Raw genomic sequence first — 16826 nt, forward strand, 5'->3', positions numbered from 1 at the left:
GAAAACCGCACAGCATTTAATCAAGGATTACATTGATTCAAACGCTGTGCTTCAAACAGATAAAAGTACCACCTTCTCAGACCTGAGTGATTGTATTGATGTTCATGTCAGAGAAATCTCTGGTACACAAGAAGGCAATTTTAACCTCAAATGGGTTCATATTGCCATCAGTAACTTAAAGAAACACCTGCAGACATACCATATGATCAGCGAACGAATGATGCAGAACTATCTGGATGAGTTTTGTTACAAGCTAAACAGAAGATACTTCGGTCAAAAACTCTTTGACAGACTCATTATTGCTTCAATTTACCCATACTGGCATGATTGCGGATAATCATATAAAATAATAAGTATTTCTCATCCGACTTTCAAAAAACGTATTGTATCACCTAATCTTTTGAGCTGAAAAGTCCATCTATCACAATACCCTCATAAATAGATTGATTAGCAAGTGCTACGAGTTTGGCAGTGTTTCCAGCATTGTTTACATTACATAGAGGTTTGGATTTTTCCTTTAGGCAACGGTAAAAATCTTCCAATGCATAGATAGTCCCATCCTTAGTAGGTTCATCCACTAGTTTGATCCCGTTTCGGTTATCTGTCCAAGTGATCGGAGTGGCACCCGATACACCATCCACTTCCTGAAGCTTGGCTTTCTTCTCGGGCTCAGGGTAAAAGATGCCATCATTAGTCAGAAGCGATATGGTCCCTTCCGTTCCTTTGATTTTGAATGCATATCCTTCGTATTGATTGCCACAGGTTGCTCCAAAATTCCCCACCATTCCGATCTTATCGTATCGTAAAGTCACCTGCACATTATCGAAGGTCTCTCTTCCATCTTGGAAGTAATCTATGCCGCCAGTTCCGTAGATGCGGTCTGGCAAGGTATCAAAGGCCCAATTGACAAAGTCCATCTGATGGGACAAGAGCTCTGCGACCAAGCCTCCTGAGTATTCTCTGTACATGCGCCAATTCACCTGCCGCTCAAATTCGGGAGATGGGACCGGTCTTCGCCAACTGCCATTTCGATCCCATCGTGCGGAAACTTGAGTTACTTTACCCAACCATCCTTTTTGGATATACTCCTTGACTTTAAAATATAGCGGAGAGTAGCGATACTGATGTCCAACTTGAATAGTTTGATTAGGATAATTTCTAACAAAGTCCTGAAAGGCTTGTATTTCATCCAAGGTAAAAAGCATAGTCTTTTCAAGATAAAGGTTTTTTCCAGCTTCTAAGACTGCTTTTGCATGTTCATAATGTGCATTTAATGGCGTGGCTACCACTACGGTATCAATTTCCTTGTCATCTAAAATCCTGCGAAAATCTTGATAAACCGGTATTTGGGGGTATTTCTTAGATACAGGTTCTGCCCGAAAAGGCAATACCTCTGCAATACCTTTTACGGTAAACTTTTCAGGCATTCGATTCAGGACATTGTGAAGCCCTGATCCCCTATCGCCATATCCGATGATCCCAACGTTAAAAACTTCAGCTTGCCTATTTTTCAGAATACTCGCCCCCACTCCTATCGGAAGACTGGAAACGGCTGCAAGCGCTCCTGCTTTTTGGATAAAATCCCTTCGTTTCAAAACTCTTTTAATTTTTCTTGATTATAAGATTTTTTAGGCAAAAAAACAGACCCAAAAAGGATCTGCTTTTCAATCTACGTTAACCCAATCTATCTAATTAATAATTTTCAATCCAAAGCTTACCAGTAGGAGGCTCTGGACCCTCATAGATTCCCGAAGGCCTTCTTCCCCCCATGATCTTTTGATGTTCTCTTTCTAATTTCGTTTGAAGTTCTTTAACCTTTTCTGGCAAGTCCTCTGCGATATTATTCCTTTCCCCGGGGTCTTTCCACAGATCAAATAGGGACAGGGGAATGGAGTCAGTCACAAATCGGTCTTGTTGCCCAGGATTTATTGAATCACCGGCAGGTTTTTGATATTGATGAGGTAATAGAAGTTTAAATCGCTGATCTCGAATTCCTTGTAAGTCTTCATTATAGTAATACAAAAATCCCTCTCTTGGAGATTGATTTGAAGTGCCCTCTAAATAATCGATTAACGAAAGTCCGTCAATTTCCAATCTGGGTTTAGTCCCACCTGCCCATGCGACTAGTGTAGGAAGTAAATCCATATTGGTTACCAAACCATCTAATTTCTTCCCTTCAGGAAGCTGACTTGGCCAAGAAATTATGAATGGTACTTTATGACCTCCTTCGAATACGGTGTTTTTACCTTCTCTTAAATTTCCTGCAGAACCGGCATGCGTTTGGTAAGCAAGCCACGGCCCATTGTCCGATGTGAAAATCAGAATGGTATTTTCTTCCAAATCTAACTCTAGAAGTTTACTCTTGATTTGACCCACAGACCAGTCGATTTCGTGGATGGCGTCTTCATATATCCCTTCTTTTGTTTTGTTTTCAAACTCCGGTGAGGTGCTTAAAGGAATATGAGGTAAGGGATGGGTTAAAAGGATAAAAAAGGGCGTATTTTTATTTTTAGAGATATTCTCGATGGTTTTCTCTGTAAATCTTTTGGTGAAAAACCGCTGATCAGGATTTTCATCTATGATAGATTCATTTTCAATTAAAGGGAGCTTGGGGTAAGATGGGTTTACTGAGGGAATCATATCATTGGAATAAGGTATTCCAAAAAATTCATCAAAACCATGCTGCATAGGCAATTGCTCTTTTGCATGTCCTAGATGCCACTTTCCGATTAAGGCTGTGTTATACCCTTGTTCCTTCAGCAGTTCGGCGAGGGTTTCTTCATCAGGATTTAGCCCAGTCCTCCAAATATTCTCTGCCCAAGAAATTCCATGTGGGGCCAAAACTCTGGGAATCCCAACTCGAAGTGGATAAGAACCTGTTAATAGTGAAGCCCTGGAAGGAGAACAAACCGAGGAGGCCACATAGAAATTAGTCAGGGTAATCCCATCCTTGGCAAGCTGATGGAGATTTGGAGTAATTGTTGCTTTATCCGCAAAAGGTGCAATATCTCCATAGCCAAGGTCATCGGTATAAATTAGGATGATATTGGGAGCTTGATCCTTTTCAAATTGCTTAATACAACCAGAAATAATTAAGCTAACGCTACAAATAAATAAGGTGAAAATTATACTTTTCTGAAATTTCATTAGTCATTTGACTGGATAGAAAATAACTTATTTTGAAACTCTTGGATTTCTTTGCTTGTCAGATTCTTTTTAAATACTGCTAGAAATGCCATTTTGCCAATGAATTGATTAGTCATTTTATTTGCCACTGAATTGGCTCCAACAGTAAAATCAGCGCCATCAGTCCCTCCATCATATATTCCCTCTGCATATTTAAATGGATTAGTTAATGGATCCTTTTCCAGCTTTCCATTGACATATACTTTAATCTCTTTACCATCATATGTCATGCTTATCCAAACCCAGATTTTTTCGGGAATCGAATCTTTTGAACTCCCGTATGAAATCCAAGCCACCTCCCCTGGAGTTTTTCCTCCTACAGCAGATATATGTCCATGAAGCCTACCTTGACTAGGATAGCGCTTCATTTCATCCTGATGAGTTTTAGAAGAAGCATTCAAAAACATATAATACTGCCTTTTACTTCTACTTTCATCCCAGACTCCTGCTATCGCTTGCCAATTTTTTTCTGATTCCTTTTTGACTAAAGCCATAACGGTGAGTTCAGGATTTTTACCATAAATATTGAGTTCGCCCAAGTTTTCTCTTGGTACTTTTAGCCATCCTCTTTCCTTAAAGACCGCTACTCTTCGGTTCAATTCTGAATCAAAAACTTGATCGACGGGCAAATCCCCAAAGGATAAAAAGTGGCTACTTGAATTTATTGATTTCCACCCTTCATGAACCGGGCTGTCAAAATCCCACAAAGCAATAAGATTAACTTTAATGCTTGGGTCTAATTCTTCCATTTGTGCTTTTGCCTCACTGAAGCATAAAAAAGACAGATGAAAATACAATACTAATAATTTTAGTTTCATGGATTATGGATTAACTTCAAAAACCAATTAGCTGCTTGGATCTGTTGGTTCTCTCTAAACCGGTTCCAATCCTCCGGCTGAACTCGTTTGAAATATGGGGCAATCTCGTTGAGATGGTCGAATACTTTTTTAAAATCTCCCCTTCCCAAGCGGTTGTGACGATCATACTTTGGGTCAATTATTAAGATCTTTTTTTCGGTATTCAAGGCCAAAATAGAAGGCCAGTCCAAAGGAAGTTCAGAGTCCACTTTTTTTAAAAAGGGGATTAACCCAAATTCTTGGCTTAATTCTTTTAATAAATGTTCGTTGCGCTGCAAAGAACCTAAACCACCATATGCCATAAACCCCTTGACTCTGGAATCAATTGCTGATGTAATCACTGCCAGCTGGCTTCCCATATTATTTCCAGCTAAATAGATTTCATTAGCATCTATAAAGGAAAAATTCTCCAATGCATCTATTCCCCCTCTAACGTCTGATACCATTTTACCCATTCTGCTCCAATTGGGATAGCGTTGTTCAAATTGAGTTCCTTCTTCAACTCTAGTCCCAAACCCAATTTGATCAAAGGCCAAAACCGCTACACCTTCCTGCACAAGAGACTGGATAAAAGGCCCTATTCCCCATCTAAACCCTGTAGCTGTTGAATAAGTATGGAGAAAAATAACAACTGGAATCTTTTGGTTTTCTTTCACCAGGTTTTCAGGATAATATAAGTTGGCAAAAAGATAATCTCCCATAGAATTATAGGGACAGATGAGCATTTTACCGATACCATTTCCCTCTATTTTATCTTGGGCTGCCATCAATTTGGCCACCCAATCATCGTAATTTCGACTTAGGGATAAATCGCCCGGACCAATGTTTTTTACTCCAGGAGGTTCTTCTCCAAGATAGCTATTTAGTAGTCGAATGTATTGCCTTCTTACTTCTCCAGCATTATTCAGCAAATCCTTAGGTTCGATCTCTGCCATTTGGACACTAGTTGAACCTTTTTTTGAATTGTCAAATCCATAGTAGGAATGGAGTGGGTTGTCTACGGCTTTTAATCCAAAAGATCGATCAAAAAAATCAACATATCGCTCAACATCCCTTGCGGCAGTACCATGCAAGCCGTTCCTAGTTAACAACCCTACTTTTTGCTCTGATTTCTCACCGAATAGTTCGTAAACAGGATCTAACTTTTTCACCATTTGCTCAAGTCCCACCATATTTGATGTGGCTTCTAAATACCCACTAGCAAACGCCAATGACCTCGGGGCAATAAGAGCGGCCAGATGATGTTGATCAACCGGCAACTTATCTTCATTTCCCATGAAATAAAGAAGACGAGGATGAAACCAATCTGGAAAGTTTGCAAAAACATCTTCAATTGATTCAGAGTCAAACTTAGAGTCAGTAAATCGATAAGGTAAGCCACCTCCTATTGCACCCGTACTCGCTAAAACCGCATCTATTCGGTCATCAAACGCTGCCGCAATCAACGCTTGTTTCCCGTTTCTAGAGTGTCCCGTGATCGCAATTTTAGTTGTATCTACCTCAGGGATAGTATAAAGGTAATCTACCACTCTCATTGCCCCCCATGCCCGCGCCATCAAAAGACTAAAATCATTTTTGGGATATATTTCCCGATAATTTTTCGCATCATCATTAGAGTCAGCACCTGCATACACGCACCCAATATACCCCCTTCTAACAGCGATATAAGCCCATCTCTCATGGTTCCATTGAGTCATAAAAACAGGAAGCGGTTTCTCCGATGGTGGAATAAACAATTTAAAGTGCATCCGGGCATTCATATCAGGTCCAAATTTCAACAACACAAGTTGGTGGCGAACCTGATTTGAAGCCAATGAATCCATTAGAATCTCATATTCAAAATGGTCTGGATCATTTGGCAAGCTTCCTAAAATCCACTTTTGAAATTGGGATTTAATCCAGTCTCTTTGATCTCTCCATTCCGCTTCTGACTCGATCCTAAAGCTATCCTGATTGAATTTGTTCAAAGGAGAAACCAATTCCCCATTCGACTTCATTAATCCCCAACCTGGAAAGTTGATTTTGTCATTTTCAGCAAAATTCTTCCAGTACTTTTCAACGTATACAGCAGCTGGGCCTTTTTCCAAAAGGCTTATGTGAGTATCAAGATCGTATTGCTGGGCCTTTACTTCACAAAAATAAAGGCCCAAGCAACATAATCCTGTGAAAATGGTCTTCTTAGACATTCCTTTAGAAATACAAGATTGGATAAAATCAATATCCGGGGTTTTGTGTCATTTGCGGATTTGCATCTATTTCATCATTTGGAATAGGCCAAATATTTCGAAATGCCTCAATATTTCTTTGTAAGTGAGCCCCCATTATTATTTCCATTTGTCCAGTTCGTACCAAATCTATCCATCGATGTCCTTCATGGGCCAATTCCATTCTACGCTCATGAAACACAGCTTCTTTAAATGATTGATAGTCCAAACCGCTTAATGGCTCTAATTGATAATTTTCAGGTGCATCATTATTGGCCCTCATACGAACGAGGTTAATGGCCTCATATGCCTGAGCATTGGGACCACTATTCGCCTCATTTAGCGCCTCTGCATACATCAATAAAACATCAGCAAATCTAAAAATCGGAAAAATTGTACTAGCATTACCTGGAACATGTTCTGAAGTATCTCTAAATTTATCACAGAAATAATTTGCTGGATCACCATTACTAAAATTTACGTAAGCATGAATCAACCTTGGATCATTCATTTCTAAGTACTTATTAATTATCCCACCTACATAAGGAACATTCCCATCATCAAAGGTTGGTCTTGCTATAGCATTTGAGTTTCCAGGCAAAAAACCTTCAGGAGCAATATTATTTGGTGGTCCATATCTTTCCTCAAGTATAAAGCCCTCGTTTTGGGCTTGCATCCCCCCTGCAAAACGAGCACTAAAAATATGTTCAGGGTGATTTTTAAATTCAACCCGAAATACATCCCTGTAATTTGGAACCAAGATATGAGGACTTTCACCGTTTGCTATAATTTGTTCCAACGCTGCGAGTGCCCCTGTCCAGTTTTTTCGAAATAAGTGAGTTTTAGCCTCTAACATAAATGCAGCTCCTTTTGAAGCTCTTCCAAGATTTTCTGCATTATAGGTCCAAGGAAGGTGCGTCTTTGCAAATTCAATATCCTCTCCTATTGACTGAAAAATTTCTTCTTGGCTACTGGCGCCAATAGGCCCGTCTTCAAAGGTTTTGATAGAAGTAGTTCTTAAAGGAACATTATTCCAAAAAATAGTTAAATGATAATTTGCAAATGCTCTGAGGAACCTTACTTCAGCGGTATACCGATTTCTCCGCTCCTCGGGTAAACTTACATTTGGAATATTTTCCAACATTAGGTTAGCCCTATTGACAATTTCGTAATACCCCAAATAAGCCCTTCTTACAAATGGGTTATTGGCAGTAATTTCCACCCTTTCTCCTTCACCAAATCCTCCCCCTCCTGCAAATCGGGCGTCATCTGAAAGGAAATCCAAAAAGAGTGGCAAACCTGCCCAATACAAATTGTTTCTGCCACCGCCCGAAGAAAGCGGATCATAGGTTGCATTTATACCTGTCAACAATTCATTCTCAGTAGAGAAGTAATTTTCTGGAGCAAAATTGATTTGAGGGTCTTGATCCAGTAGTCCATGGCAAGCAAAACTACTCATCAATATCAGAATAAAACTAATCTTTTTATATATCGTATTCATGGATGTCTTAATTAAAATTGAACAGTAATTCCAGCAGTAAACATTCTTACCATGGGGTAGGCAGAAACTTCAATCCCAGCAAGATTACTACTATTTGGATTGAAGGAATTAGCTTCCGGATCAATTCCAGTATATCGGGTAAATGTCAACAGATTACTCCCCTTCAGGTAAAAGTTTGCAGTCTGAGCCCCAATTTTTTGGAGAGCATTTCCACTCAATCGATAATTCAGAGTTACATCTCTTAGTCTCAAGAATGACCCATCTTCTACAAACCTAGAATCTATAGCATTTTCAGCTGATCGTTGAGATCTTGCTGCTGGAACAGAAGTATTCGTATTCTGAGGAGTCCATCGATCCTTCACCTCTGCAAGCTGATTAATTCCCCGATTCACATTGGCCAATTGCCATCTATTATAATTTACTACATCATTCCCAACCGAGAAATTCATGAAGAAACTAAAGGTGAAATTTTTATAAGAAAACTGATTCCTTATACCTCCAAAAAAGTCGGGAAGACTTGACCCAATTATTGTCCGATCTTCTGTCCCAATACGACCATCAGGAACCCCTTCAGGACCAGAAAGATCCCTATACCTAACATCTCCGGCTTGGGCATTTGGTTGAATTAAAACTCGATCGCCTGACTCATTGATAAAAAAATGGTCATTTACTTCTTCTTGGCTGGCAAAAATACCATCAGCTATCCACCCGTAGAAGGATGGAAAAGATGCTCCTTCTCTAAGTATTCCAATATTACTTGCTCCAAGTAAACTAAAATAGGTGATATCATTTCCATCCGGTAAAGAAATAATTTCATTAGAGATCGAGGAAATATTAAAATTAATATTCCAGTTGAAATCTGGTTTTTGTATCACATCGGCATTAATCAGTAACTCAAAGCCAGAATTTCTAAGTTCTCCAATATTTCTGATAACATCCGAACCTACAAAAGCAGATGTGGGTAGCGGAACGGCAAAAAGCAAGTCCGAGGTATTTTTAATAAAGTAATCTGCTTCTAGACTGACTCGATTATTCCACAAACCAATGTTAGCCCCAATATTTAACTGACGAGTTTCTTCCCAGCCTAAATTCACATTTGCAATAGAAACTGGTGCGAATCCTTGTACAAAAGAATTTCCCGCACCTATGGCATAGGCAAAATCTCTTGAAGCAAGTCGAGCAAATCTATCATAAGCTCCAATTCCATCTTGATTTCCATTTACTCCATAAGAAATTCTAAGTTTTCCATCACTTAAGATTCCATTTTTTGGAATGAAATCCTCATTAATGAATCTCCAAGCGAAAGCTCCTGAAGGAAAGTATCCAAATCTCCTATTAGTACCAAATCGAGAGGAGCCATCAGCCCTCATCGTTAAGGTTAGAAGGTAGCGATCATCAAAACCATAGTTTACTCTTCCTAAATATGAAATAATAGCCCATTTTACAATATTTGAGCTTGGCCTTTCAAATACCTCTCCATTCTCTATAACATTTGCACCAAGGACATCATTTGGGAAATTTTGAGCTCCGAAACTTCTGCTTGTTCGGCTTGAAGTTTGAACCATTTGACCAAGTAAAACATCAAACTGATGCTTGTTATCGATCACTTTATTGTAGTTAAGCGTATTCTCCCAAACTGTATTGGTTCGGTTATCGTACGATATCCCGGCTCTTCCTCCTAATTCTCTACCTCGCTGAACTGATCTGGGAAGATAAAACTCACCATTTTGAAATCGAAAATCCAATCCGAGACTGGATTTAAACTTTAGATTATCGGTAATGAAATAATCTAGGTACAAATTACCTATGGGTCTAAAAGTATTGGTTGTGTTCGTCACTTCATTTACCATTCCTATTGGATTGCTGATAAATGCTCCTGAGTTAGGATCAATAAAATCCTCAAAAAGCCCTTCTTCATTTCTAACTGGAACAAGAGGACTAAAGGTTAATACATTCCTTAAGGGACTTGCACCGGCGCCACCCCCTGGGAGATTATTATTTTTAAAATTGGAAAGTGTAAAACTGAATCCAGTCGTAAATTTATCACTTATTTGATGGTCTAAATTAGTCCTGAAACTGATTCGTTCGAATCCGTTATTTGGTACTATTCCTTCCTGACTGAAATAGTTTCCTGAAATGAAAAACTTGGTTTTATCTGACCCCCCGCTTACACTTATTTGGTGATTTTGAATTACAGCAACCCTATAAAACTCATTTTGCCAATTGGTTCCTTCCCCTATTTGTGATACAATTTGATCAATATTTGGATAGGGTATTTCCTCATTGTCATTTAAAGCAAATTCATTTTGAAGCTCCATGTATTCCCTTGCATTTAGCACATCAAAAGTGTTTGTCGGTTCCTGAAGCCCCACATACCCATCGTAGATGACTGTTGATTTGCCTGATTCCCCTCTTTTAGTAGTAATCAAAACCACCCCATTTGCCCCCCTAGCCCCATAAATTGCCGTTGCGGATGCATCTTTAAGAACCTCGATACTTTCAATATCCCCCGGATTCAACATTGCCAATGGAGAATTTCCCGGTTGAGGATTAGTTGCATCTCCACTCCCACCAAATGCAGCATTCTCAACAGGAACTCCATCAATTACATAGAGAGGTTCCACAGAACCATTAATTGAACCAACGCCTCGAACTCGCACTGAAACTGCGGCACCGGGAGACCCTCCTGTTTGAGAAACCAAAACTCCCGCAGCATTTCCCTGAAGGGCTTGCTCTACAGAAGAAACGGGGAACTCCTTTAAAGATTTTTGATCGATAGAACTGATGCTACCAGTCAAATTCTTTCGCTTTTGTGTTCCATACCCCACAACAACTACCTCTTCTAAAGCTTGGGCATCCTCTGCCAGTTGGACATTGATGACAGTTTGATTTCCTACTGCTATTCTATTTGATTCAAAACCTACAAAACTAAAAACAAGCACATCCCCTTCTGAAGCAGAAATGGTATAATTTCCATCAACATCGGTTACCGTTCCTGTGCTAGTACCCTCAATCATGACCGTAACTCCTGGCAAAGCCAAACCGGAAGCATCAGTCACCCTACCTTTAATCTCTATAAAACTGACATCTTGAATTGATATTCCTTTTTCGCTAGTTCCAAGGGGCTTAACATGTATATTATCATTGATCTGTACAAAAGATAAATTGGTTTGCCTTATCAGTCCCTCCAGAAATTGATAGACTGTACCTTGTTCCATCTCCAAATTGACTAACTGATTAAGTGGAATAGCATTGGGGTTATAGGTAAACCGAAAGTCAGTTTGTCGTTCAATCTGACTAAATACTTTTCCCAAAGCTACCTCTTGAGCTTTTACAGATACCTGAACCTGATCGATAGTTTTTCGCTGAGCATTACCTGAACTGGCAAGTAACACGGTACAAAAAATCAATTGAACGGTAAAGGCATAGAAGATTCTTTTAGACAGCATAATAAGTTGCCTCAGTAGTGGTTTTTTCATACTATTGTAAGGGTTAAAGTTTAATGAAATAGGCTTGACCACTTGCCTGTAGAGGTCGCAATTCTGCCAGGCAAGCGTAAAGCAGCTTCTCCAAAAAGAAGCTGCTTTTTTTATTAGCTACTGTTTAAATCTTTGGTTTTCATTATTTTAGGGTTTATTGATAAGTAATAATTGCATTTTTTCCGTCTAAAGAGACTTGAATACTAGAAGTTTTGGATATTCCCTGAAGAACATTTTCAAGACTTTCATCTTTGTAAATCCCTGAGTAGGCCCAATCTTTAGGGTAGATACCGCGTAAGTTTACCTTCACCCCATACCATGCTTCAAGTTTTTCTTTAACTTGATAAATTGAGCTATTTTTGAAAACTAGCATTTTATCTTTCCATCCCGCCACTTCCATCGGGTCAAAACCGCTTTTAAAAAACTCTCCTTGCTGATTGAAGGTCATCATTTCATTGGGGGCCAACATCAGTTGGTTTCCATTGCGATCGTTTATTCTGACTTTTCCGCTAACCAAGGCAACTGATAATTTACCCTCGCTGTATTCTTTGACATTAAATGAGGTACCAAGTACTCTCACTTCTACCTGATCAGTACTGACAATAAAAGGTCGCTCTTCCTCCATTATTTCAAAAAATGCCTCCCCTTTTAAATTTACCTTTCGCTCTTTTTTGGAAAAAGCCTTGGGAAACTGAATTTCACTACCTGCGTTTAAGAAAATTTTTGAACCGTCTTCTAAAAGAAAAGTGGATTTAGCACCTAAGGGCGTACTTCTATTTATCATCTCTATTGAAGCCTCCACTTTTTCGGGTAATCGATCAGAATATGACCAATCCATCCATAACCATCCTACTATTAGCCCCAAAATCAGAAACGCTGCAACCTGACGAAAGGATAGCAACCATGTCTTGATTGATTTTTTAGCTACCCCATGGTTATGCTCTTTTTTGGGTTCTTTTCTGACCACATTTTCAAAAATCTCCACATAAGCTTTATCGCTTAACTCAACTTCATTTCCATAATTGAATCTCTTTATCCAATTACTAGCCTGAATGATCAATTCTCTTTTCTCCGCATGCTCAGCAATCCATCTCTCCCAAAAATGTTTGTTATTTTCGTTGGGGGTCTTCACCCATTCGATGAAAAATTCATCAGTTAAAAAATCTTCTAACTGATACTCATCATATTTCATATATTTTCTAATCAAATTCATTTCTTTTTCTGATCAATAGTCATCAATGACCTTAATGTGGTTAGGGCTCTATAAACTAATTTTCGAGCAGATTTTACCTCTGCAAAATCCATGATCTCTGCAATTTCCTTATAAGAAAACCCCTCTTCATAAAGCAGCAATATCGCCTGTCGTTGTCTAGGAGTTAAATTATCAATACACACTTTCAACTTGTTGAATTGCTCCTCGGCTCCCTCTGATACTATAAGATTACTTTCTGCAGATGTTTGAATCGGGAAAAGCCCCTCTAGTTCTATTTCACCCAATCTGACCCTATTTTTATCCAATTTAATTTGCTTCAATAATTCTCGCTGAAGACTTCTGAACAAATACCCCTTAATGGAATGAACTTCTGAAAGATCTCCTCTCTTTCCCCGCAAATAGATAAAGAGATTTTGTATGGCATCTTGGACCATTTCCTGCTCCACCCTAAACTGACATCCATAACGAAATAATAAAGGCGTGTAGGTTCGAAACAGATAATTAAAAGCCATTTCATCGCCACGATTAAAGGCAGCCCAAATCTCAGTGTCATTTTTTGACTCAAAGATTTTGACCGTCTCCTGATGACGATACATCACTTCCAAATTTTCGGTGTTTCTGTCGGGTTTATTGTTCATAAGCGAGGATAGCTAAGCCTCTTTAGCTCTAAGAGGATGCATTTTAAAAAATGACCCCAACAATTTTTAAAAAAAATACTATTTCAATATAAAATTCGGATTATTCAGGCCTAAATAATAATCTATTTGGAAGCTAGTCAAAATTTACCCATTCCTCATCCAAGGAATATGTCACTTTCACTCTTCAAATTTCTCATATTCTGAAAAGGCATTGGGCATAATTTTCGAAAAACAGTCAAAATCAATGAATTTCATTGACCGAGATTCTACTCTAAATATTAGTTTAATAATTTGCTTTTTTCCCTATTAATTCGAACTCCAAAAAAGCCCTCAAATTCGAAAGTCAAAAAACATAATGTGACTAAAGTAACAAGGATCACTATGATCAATACTTAAACTAGCAATTCTTGGATCATATTCCAAATGCAATTACCGATTAGGCGAAAAATTAAAAAAATCAACTTATCCAAAACAGTCTGAATACCAATGGAATAAACCGTCTATCCTCGAAAAACCCCATTTATATTCAAAGAAATAATATTCTAAAAAACAAAATTAATTATTTTTGTTTTACTTTATTTGAATTCAATAAGTTACAATCAGTTATTATGATTTTTTTTTGTATTTTAAATAGGAATAAATGGATTTTGATAATCAAGGGTTAGCCTCCTATGAGATCATCGGAACTCCTGCAGAGGAAATGTACGATCAAATTACGGCTATGGCAGCAGAAATTTGCCAATGCCCTGTGGGACTTATTGTGTTTTTAGAGAAGGAAAGACAATGGTTTAAATCCGTTTATGGCTTCAGTCTTAAGGAAACCCCTATAGAATATTCCATCTGCAAAAGATTTCAGGAAAAGGAAATGGATCAAATGATTATCAATGACTTAAAAAATTCTGATCATTTCTCCCAGCATCCTGCCAGACTAGAATATGGTATTCAATTTTATGCAGGTTTTCCTCTACGAGCTGAAAATGGACAAGTAATTGGATCATGTTGTGTTTTAGATTTTAAACCAAATAAATTAACTGAATTTCAAATTCGTAATCTTCAGTTATTAACCCAACAAGTCATGCAACTTTTAGCCCAACACAAAGCCTACAAACGGCTGGAAAGGGAAAAAGAAGAATTGAAATCTTGGCAAAAGATTGTCCATCAATCTGCTGAGTTAAGTAAAATCGGTGGAATTTATATTGATTTCAAAAATCAAAAAGTTGTGCTCGGCGAGCACACCAAAAGACTTTTTAATTTACATGACTCCTATTCCCTTAGCTATGATGAATACCTGAACCAAAAATTTGACCTAATTGACAATCCCCTTGGTCACCTCCTAAAAAAAATACGACAATTTGACCCCGATACCCCTACTCCATCCAATTCCTGTATTCTTAAGTTAGAAGCATTTGAAAAAGTATTTCAAATCAATTACGCAATAAATCAATCCAAGCTGATTTGTACTTTTTTGGATATTAGTGAAAACAAGAATTTGGAAGATAAAATTTTAAGTTACAAAGTGATGATGGAAGAGGTAGAGCTGCAGCGGGAAATTGGAGCCTGGGAAGTCGACACTCAAACGAATCAACTAAATTGGACTGAAAACACTTATAAAATATACGGGATTCCTCCAAATACCCCATTGGATCTCGATTATGTTAAAAGCTTCTATTCAAACATTAGCTTTTCTAGCATGGAAAGAGACTTCAATGATTGCATCAGCAAAAGACAGGCTTATAACAGCATTTATCAATTCAAGTCTCATGATAAAAAGAAGAAATGGGTAAGAGTTACCGCACGACCTCTGATTCAGGGAGGTGAAGTAAGAAAGGTTATTGGCAGCATTCAGGATATTACAAAGGATTACCAGCTAAAAGAAGAATTGACCAAAAACATCAATTTGCTCAAAGAGAAAAACAATTTTTTAACAAACCTCGCCAATAACAACAGCTTTTTCATTTATAAAATGAATCAAGAAGGAAGAATTACATTTGTGAATGAGTATTATAAGAGAACCTTTCAAAATGCAAATGAGCTCAGAATAGGAGAAAAAATAAATGATGAAGTGCTCATTGGAGAGTCCAAACTTGAAGCAATCAAGGTAGCCCAAGCAGCCTTCAGAAATAAGGGGGAAATCTATCGAGTCAAGTTAATTCAGAAAAACAACAAAGGAAAAGAGTTGACCTGTCAATGGGATTTTTCAGTTTATGAAGGAAAAAATGAAGATGAATTACTATGCATTGGGTATGATATTTCCGAATTGGAAGCAAAGACCAAACAACTACTACAAACCTCCAAACTCACTTCATTTTTTAACGGTAAACTTATAGAGTTCAATAATTTAGTATCTCATAATTTTCGCTCCCATGTTGCCAGTATTAAGGGCTTATTCAGCTTAATTGAGCTATCGAAAAGCAATGAAGAAAAATTCGAGTTTCTAAACCTCGCCAAGGGATCCTTAGAAACTTTAGATGAAACCCTCTTTAACCTCAACTCCATTACTGATTTAAATTTACCTAATGAAACAGAGGTAGATCCCATTAATTTAAACTTCTTTTTCCTTCAAATCATCAAAAACTCCTTTCCATTTCTTTTGACAAAGGACCATAGGTTCAGGTTTGAAGTAGCTGAGGATTTAATTATCCTCAATTTTCCTGAATATTTAAAAATCATAGTTATCCAGATTTTATCCTTTGGGTTCAAGTCAAGGCCCGAAAATGAGCCTTATTGGCTTTCAATTAAAGCTTATCAAAAAGACACCGACTTTATCCATATTGATATCTCTAATAATTCCAAGCAAGCCTTCAAAATGGAAGAGCAAGAATTCGCTCATTTCCGGGACGACAAGTGGAAAATCAGCTCGGCTCAAAACCTGATGAAATTCCTTGGCGGTAGATTAACTATCAATAACGACGGCGCTAACAGCATAACCTTCAAACTATCCCTACCAAATGGCAATTAAAAGAATACTTATCCTTGACGATGATCCTATCAGCATTTTGATTTCAAAAAAAAGACTGGAAGCAGAGGGGATTTTGAACGATGAAATTGCTTACGAATCCTTTACTGACCCTAAGGAGGCTATCAGTTTCTTCCAAAATAGGGAGGAAGAAAACTACTATGATTTTCTATTGCTTGATATCAATATGCCCGAAATCGATGGATTCCAATTCTTAAATAGAATCGAGCCTTTAAAGCCTAAAAATCTAAAGGTATTCCTCTTATCCTCCTCAATCTCTCCAAATCACATTGAAATAGCTACACAATATAGCTTGATCAAACATCAGTTCACAAAACCTCTGGACGAAAACAACCTTAGGATATTCAAAACCCATTTTAACATGGAATAAAATTTAAAAGAAATTCTCCCCTTCAATAGGCAAGAGAAATATAAAAAGTTGGCTCTATGTGGAATATAGTGGGTAGTCGAATTTGAGTTTCCCAGCAATGAAATAAATCATGTTAATGTAGTTGTCAATGTTCCTGTACCCTCTGGCTCTTTTTTTGGCTAACTGTATTTTGGAATTAATGCCTTCGAGGACTCCGTTGTTTAAATTGGTTTCTGTATAGCTTACAATTCCGAACCAATGTGCCTGTATGGTTTTGGCCGCCTCCATGAACGGGAATATCTTGGATTCTTTTACAAGGTCACACCAATAGGAAAGGTATGCAGCAGCCTCTTCTTTGTCCTTAAAGTCCCAAAACTCGTTGAACAGTTCTTTGAGCCTATAAGCATTGGAAATGCTGGGCA

12 protein-coding genes are annotated in these 16826 nt (G+C 38.0%); 3 read left to right on the forward strand and 9 right to left on the reverse strand.

Annotated elements, in window-relative coordinates; all coding sequences use genetic code 11:
* A partial coding sequence (locus BLQ57_RS19320; protein ID WP_139162818.1) for a transposase occupies nucleotides 1–337 on the forward strand: 337 nt, incomplete at its 5' end.
* A 55-nt stretch (nucleotides 338–392) separates the two neighbouring features.
* On the opposite strand, the gene BLQ57_RS19325 is transcribed toward BLQ57_RS19320, so the two are convergent.
* The 8 genes from BLQ57_RS19325 to BLQ57_RS19360 all read right to left on the reverse strand — a co-directional run bounded on the left by BLQ57_RS19325 (nucleotide 393) and on the right by BLQ57_RS19360 (nucleotide 13078).
* A complete protein-coding gene (locus tag BLQ57_RS19325) occupies nucleotides 393–1595 on the reverse strand; it encodes a Gfo/Idh/MocA family protein (RefSeq protein WP_087941258.1) in 1203 nt (400 codons plus the stop codon).
* A 97-nt stretch (nucleotides 1596–1692) separates the two neighbouring features.
* Complete coding sequence (locus BLQ57_RS19330) at nucleotides 1693–3147, reverse strand: sulfatase family protein (RefSeq protein WP_087941257.1); 1455 nt, start codon at nucleotides 3145–3147, stop codon at nucleotides 1693–1695.
* Nucleotides 3147–4004, reverse strand: coding sequence for a LamG-like jellyroll fold domain-containing protein (locus tag BLQ57_RS19335; protein ID WP_087941256.1), 858 nt, complete (start codon nucleotides 4002–4004; stop codon nucleotides 3147–3149). Before BLQ57_RS19335 ends, BLQ57_RS19330 begins: the two co-directional genes overlap by 1 nt.
* Nucleotides 4001–6229 carry a glucuronyl esterase domain-containing protein gene (locus BLQ57_RS19340; protein WP_087941255.1) on the reverse strand — a complete coding sequence of 743 codons (2229 nt, stop codon included), beginning with the start codon at nucleotides 6227–6229 and terminating at the stop codon, nucleotides 4001–4003. Before BLQ57_RS19340 ends, BLQ57_RS19335 begins: the two co-directional genes overlap by 4 nt.
* Before the next feature lie 28 nt (nucleotides 6230–6257).
* A complete protein-coding gene (locus BLQ57_RS19345) occupies nucleotides 6258–7748 on the reverse strand; it encodes a RagB/SusD family nutrient uptake outer membrane protein (RefSeq protein WP_087941254.1) in 1491 nt (496 codons plus the stop codon).
* 11 nt (nucleotides 7749–7759) lie between these two features.
* Entirely contained in the window at nucleotides 7760–11227 is a 3468-nt protein-coding gene (locus tag BLQ57_RS19350; RefSeq protein ID WP_087941253.1) for a SusC/RagA family TonB-linked outer membrane protein, read from the reverse strand.
* 154 nt (nucleotides 11228–11381) lie between these two features.
* Entirely contained in the window at nucleotides 11382–12440 is a 1059-nt protein-coding gene (locus BLQ57_RS19355) for a FecR family protein (RefSeq protein ID WP_087941252.1), read from the reverse strand.
* Nucleotides 12437–13078 (reverse strand): RNA polymerase sigma factor, encoded by a 642-nt coding sequence (locus tag BLQ57_RS19360; protein WP_087941251.1) that lies wholly within the window; start codon nucleotides 13076–13078, stop codon nucleotides 12437–12439. The genes BLQ57_RS19355 and BLQ57_RS19360 overlap by 4 nt, the downstream gene beginning before the upstream one ends.
* A gap of 640 nt (nucleotides 13079–13718) precedes the next feature.
* Between BLQ57_RS19360 and BLQ57_RS19365 the strand changes: the two genes are divergently transcribed.
* On the forward strand, nucleotides 13719–16037 hold the full coding sequence (locus tag BLQ57_RS19365) for a GAF domain-containing protein (RefSeq protein ID WP_087941250.1): 2319 nt from the start codon (nucleotides 13719–13721) through the stop codon (nucleotides 16035–16037).
* Nucleotides 16027–16425, forward strand: coding sequence for a response regulator (locus BLQ57_RS19370; RefSeq protein WP_087941249.1), 399 nt, complete (start codon nucleotides 16027–16029; stop codon nucleotides 16423–16425). Before BLQ57_RS19365 ends, BLQ57_RS19370 begins: the two co-directional genes overlap by 11 nt.
* A 54-nt stretch (nucleotides 16426–16479) precedes the next feature.
* Here BLQ57_RS19370 and BLQ57_RS19375 read toward each other — a convergent pair.
* Nucleotides 16480–16826 (reverse strand): transposase (locus BLQ57_RS19375; protein WP_139162823.1); only part of this gene is annotated, 347 nt, incomplete at its 5' end.

Source organism: Algoriphagus faecimaris, assembly GCF_900101705.1.
GTDB lineage: Bacteria > Bacteroidota > Bacteroidia > Cytophagales > Cyclobacteriaceae > Algoriphagus > Algoriphagus faecimaris.